This window comes from Frankia sp. CcWB3, from assembly GCF_977927595.1.
In genome coordinates, this window is the sequence record NZ_CDWRCK010000327.1 from 1 (window position 1) to 3,810 (window position 3,810).

Sequence of the window (3,810 nt, forward strand, 5' to 3'; positions counted from 1 at the left end):
CTTCATTACGTCCCCTATGCGCCTTTGGTGTCGTTTGGCGTCGGGTCGATTCTCCCGGGTGTGCCGCGTCGTCATCGTCGTCGCGGGGCGGTGGAGAAGAAGCGGAGCTGTCGTGCTCGTCGATCTTGCTGGTCCCGCTGAAGTTCCGTGCCCGTTTCGCGGCGTCGGCACTCGCGCCGGAGAACAGCCGGGCGTCCTCGGCGGCATCGGCATGCGCATCCGCGGGCGCGGTGCTCGTCCCGCCCCCCGTATCGGTCTCCGCCTCCCGGCTCGCACTGCTGGCGGTGGTAACCGCGGCCGAGTTCGTGGCAGCCATGATCGTGGGGGAGAGGAGACCCTGCACTGGGACGGGAACCACCCGCGCTGGTGCTTCGTCGAGGCGGATGCCGTTCGTCTTGCGGAGCCGGTCGGACCTGCTGCCGGGGTGGTGGCCGTCGGGGTGGTCGCGGCCGTCGCGGTCATCGGGCCGGCCCTGATCCGGGAGGCGCAGACCGAGCAGGTGCGCGGAGGCGTCGAACTCGATGCGGGTCCGGGGCAGGGCTGTCGGATGGTTGTGCTGCACCCATCGGACGAGTTCCTCGCGCATGTGGCAGCGCAGGTCGAACACGGTCGGTCCGTCCTTGCCGCTGACCAGGACGCGGATGCGGATGTGATCACCGATGGCGTCGGTGACCTGCAGGACGCAGACCCGCTTGTCCCACAGGTCCGTGGCGTCCAAGACCCGGTGCATCTCGGCCCGCATCTCGTCGATCGGGATTGCCCAGTCCAGGTCTAGCTCGACGGCACCGAGGACCGCGGACTCTTTGCGGGTCCAGTTCTGGAATGGTGTCGTGGTGAAGTAGGTCGACGGAAGGACCATCCGCCGGTCATCCCAGATGTGGACGACGACGTAGGTGAGAGTGATCTCCTCGATCCTGCCCCACTCCTTCTCGACCACCACCACGTCGTCGACCCGGATGGCGTCGGTGAAGGCCAGCTGGAGTCCGGCGAAGACGTTGGACAGCGAGGTCTGGGCGGCCAGCCCCGCGACGATGCCGACCACGCCGGCCGAGGCGAAGATGCTGGCGCCGGCGACGCGGACGCTCGGGAACGTCATGAGCATCGAGGCGCCCGCGATGATCGAGATGATGACCACCGTGACCCGTCGGAGCAGGGTGACCTGGGTGCGCACCCGGCGGGCATGCCGGTTGTCGACGACATCCACCCGGTAGCGGGCGAGCGCGAGGTCCTCGAAGGTGAACGCGAGCACCGTGACGCACCAGGCGATTCCAGCGATAAGGGCGACATTGGACACCCGCAGGGCCGCCTCGGTCCAGGCCTGTTCAGCCGTGGAGTTGAGGCCGACGAGCAGGGCCACCAGCACGAGCGTGAGTCGCGTCGGCCGCTTACCGTGCTGTGCGAGATCGGCGACGATCTCCGAATGGCGGCCGATCCGTCTGGCCATGCGGTGCAGCAACACGGAGACGGCCAGGGCCAGCAGGACCGCACCGCCCAGGATCGTCAGGACGGCGATGGTCGATCGCATGTCGGAGAAGGACAGATCGGGCGCGGCGCTCAGATGCACAGACAGGCTCCTCGTCCTGGGCCATGGGCAGGAGGGGACGGGCACCATGGCATGGTTGGACGGCGCGGGTCGCGAACCCGCGCCGGTGCGTCCTTCTCCACGTCTCTCGGTATCCCTCGCTACCCTCCGCGGCCCTCAGTATCCCTCCGGATCCTCCGGTGAGGATTCCGGCGACGGTGCTCCCCTCTCTGCCAGGGGCGCAGGCACCCGGTGCGCCGGTCAGTTCTCCCGGGCGGGCAGGAAGCGGTACATCACGTAGAGGTCGACGTCGCCGAGCCAGGGATGGCGGAAGGCCGCCGGAAGGGTCCCGACGAGGCGGAACGCCAGCGAGCGCCACAGCGCGACCAACCGTGGATTGGCGGCGACGACGGCGTTGAGCTGCATCGCCCGGTAGCCGAGATCGGCCGCGTACTCGATCATCTGCTCCGCGGCCTGCCGGCTGACGCTCTCCCAGCGGTCGCCCCCGGCTCCCCGGCCGCCGTAGTAGCTACGTCCCCCGTACGGCCCGTAGCCCTGGTACATTCCGGCCCCGCCGCGCGGAGCCCCGTGATCCACCCGCTTAGGATCAACGAGCAGTACCGCCTGGACGACATGATCTCCCAGGCCCGGCTGGCTCGGTGTGAGCAGTGCGGTCGCGATGATCGAGGTATCGCCCGGGCCGTCGTCCTCCTCCATCACCAGAACCTCGGCCGGCGGGGGCAGCATCCACGCGCTTTTCGCGACGTCCTCGTCGGTGTCCGGTGTCCAGGCGCAGGTCTCGCCCTCGACCACAACGGCCCGCCAGATCGGCCAGATCGCGCCCCAGTCCTCCTCTGATGCCCGCCGTGTCCGCACAGATCGATCCTGCCTGTTCACCGGGCCGGAAGGTAAAGGACCTGGAGCGCCGGACCCGCGGCAGTCACCCATCCTGGCGTTCGGCGGCTCGGTCACCGGCCGGGTTTTAAGATCCGGTCGACGGCGTAATCGCTGCATCCCTGCAGATGAACCCGGCCCATCAGGTGATCGGGATGGTCGGCGCGGGGCCACACGGAGAGATTCGTCATGGCATAGCCGTCCGGGTGGTTGATCCAGCGTTCGCCGCTGAGATTCACCGCCCCATCGGTGCAGGTGATCCAGACGAGAAACGCACCGGTGGGAACCTTCGGACTGGTCGGCAGCGGAAAGAAGTCGAAAGTGGCCCACAACACGCCGCCGGGTGCGGCGATGATGCTCAGTAGATGATGAAATCCTTGCCCCCTGGTGCTGCACTAGCCTGCGGCCGGCTGCCGGACGGCCCGTACGCTGCACCTGGTAACAGGCAGAGCCTCCGGAGGCCGTCTCCTGAGTCGCCGGGCACCCGGGTCAGGGCGGGGGTGGGTCGATCTCGAGGTTGATGCGATCGCCGGCCCGCACGGACGCGATGATCGGATGGTCGGCTCCCAGACTCTCCCCGCGTGTGGCTAGAACATTTGCGCGTAGCGCATCTGCCGTCTCGGTCTCGCTGAGGGCGGACAGGTCGATCGCCAGATTGGCGGAGGCGATCAGGGTGGTCGGGTGGTCATCGCCGAGCCGGTTCCGCAGGTGAGAGACGGCGTCCTCGTCGAGACTCCGCGAGCTCATCATCTGGTTACTGTCGTAGCGGCAGTTGGCTAGATTGAGCATGCATGACACCGTGAAAGGGTGATCGTCGGAGAGAACGGCCCGTAATCTGTTCCCCGTTTCCTGGGCGAGGGCGCCGGCTTCGTCCGGGTCGCCATCGAGCCGAATGGCGACGACCAGTGCGTTAGCCGCCGCGAGGGTGTAGAGATTGTCCGCGCCAAGCCGGCGCTTGGCCTGTTGGAAGGTGTTCTCGGCCAGCTTTCGCGCAGCCGGTACCTCCCGGCTCAGGCACAGATCGCCCACCAGGCTGATGGCTGCGGTGAGGGTTTCCGGCTGATCTTCTCCCACGTAGGTCCGGAACTTCTTGAAAGCCTCCTCCGAGGTATGGTGGGCCGCGCCCGCCCGCCCTGCGCGCCGTAGTGTGACCGCGTAGTTCCGCAAGAAGCGCAAGGTGTCCGGATGATTGATACCGAGGATATCCCGGCATCGGGTCAAGGTCTCCTGAAGGATTTTCAGGGATGCTCGGTAAAGGCCACATGCGCGTAGGTCCCGGGCGTGACTGTCGGCATACTGAAGGGTGAGGATGTAAACATTCACCTGCTTTAGTGATCTTGCTGTAGGTGACGGTTCACGGGCATGGCTGTGGGCCGCGCCGGGCGGGGTGGTTG

General features: G+C 67.2%; 4 protein-coding genes. All 4 read right to left on the reverse strand.

Annotated elements, in window-relative coordinates; all coding sequences use genetic code 11:
* Positions 1-1,564 (reverse strand): mechanosensitive ion channel family protein (locus ACY5KJ_RS18445; protein ID WP_462203950.1); only part of this gene is annotated, 1,564 nt, incomplete at its 3' end.
* Positions 1,565-1,783: 219 nt separating this feature from the next.
* Positions 1,784-2,398 (reverse strand): N-acetyltransferase family protein, encoded by a 615-nt coding sequence (locus ACY5KJ_RS18450; protein WP_462188380.1) that lies wholly within the window; start codon positions 2,396-2,398, stop codon positions 1,784-1,786.
* A gap of 92 nt (positions 2,399-2,490) precedes the next feature.
* Positions 2,491-2,751 (reverse strand): hypothetical protein, encoded by a 261-nt coding sequence (locus ACY5KJ_RS18455; RefSeq protein ID WP_462188381.1) that lies wholly within the window; start codon positions 2,749-2,751, stop codon positions 2,491-2,493.
* Between the two features lie 154 nt (positions 2,752-2,905).
* Positions 2,906-3,810, reverse strand: a 905-nt coding sequence (locus tag ACY5KJ_RS18460; protein WP_462203951.1) for a tetratricopeptide repeat protein, incomplete at its 5' end; no start/stop codon positions are given.